Annotated in this window: 1 pseudogene; it reads right to left on the bottom strand. The window is 76.2% G+C overall.

The window, feature by feature from the left end:
* Positions 1–613: pseudogene (locus tag G6R25_RS24325) on the bottom strand (urease accessory protein UreF); the annotation flags it as partial.
* Positions 614–820 lie beyond the last annotated feature (207 nt).

The raw sequence follows: 820 nt of genomic DNA on the forward strand, positions 1-820 counted from the left end.
GACGTGAACATCCGCAGCGCCGCGACTCGGTGGCGCTCGGCCAACAGGTCCAGGCGGACGCCGGTAAGCGCCGGAAGCTCCCGTGGGGGCAGCGCCGCCGCCGCCTCGCCCGTGTCGGCGATTGCCGCCACGTCATCGGCGAGACGGGCCAGCACGGCGGTGACGGCAAGGGGGTCCAGCCCGATCAGGCGGGTCGCGGCCGTCGCCGGCCCGGTGACCGTCCCGTGCGCCGCGGCGAGGGCCGCCTCCCCGGGCGACAGCCCCGCGCCGACGGCGACCATGCCCAGCGCGATCGGGTGGTGCGGGGCGCGGGGACCGGTGGGCACCGGCCACGCCGCCCGGCCCGCCCGCAGCAGGGTCCGGCCCTGCGCCCGGCTGGCGGCGCGCTGCGCCGGGGAGGGCGTCCGGGCGTCGAGTTCGTCGTCGAGCTCGACGACGCCGGTCCGACCCGTCTCGAGGCCCTGGCAGGTGGCGGCGGCGAAGGCCGCGGCGACCAGGCCGGCCGTGTGCAGCCGGCCGAGCAGGAACGCCGCCAGGTCGGCCAGGCTCGCCAGGCTGCCGTCGCTCACCGCGGCCTCGACCCCACCCGAATGGGCGTGCCCCCCGTCGGCATGCGGCCATCCGCGAGCACCAGCAACGTCGCCCGTTGCCCAGACCGTCCGATCGGACCAGGCCCGTCCCCACCGCCGCCATGGCCAGCTGGTCGGTGTGACGGCGCTGGCCGCCGTCGACGAGGCCGCCCTCCTCGTCACCGCACTTCACAGGAGTTTTTCCGAAACCCGCCATGGCTGATTCGAATCAGATCGCCGGGATCGTAAAT

Origin of the sequence: Candidatus Frankia alpina (assembly GCF_902806485.1) — a bacterium.
GTDB classification, from domain to species: domain Bacteria; phylum Actinomycetota; class Actinomycetes; order Frankiales; family Frankiaceae; genus Frankia; species Frankia alpina.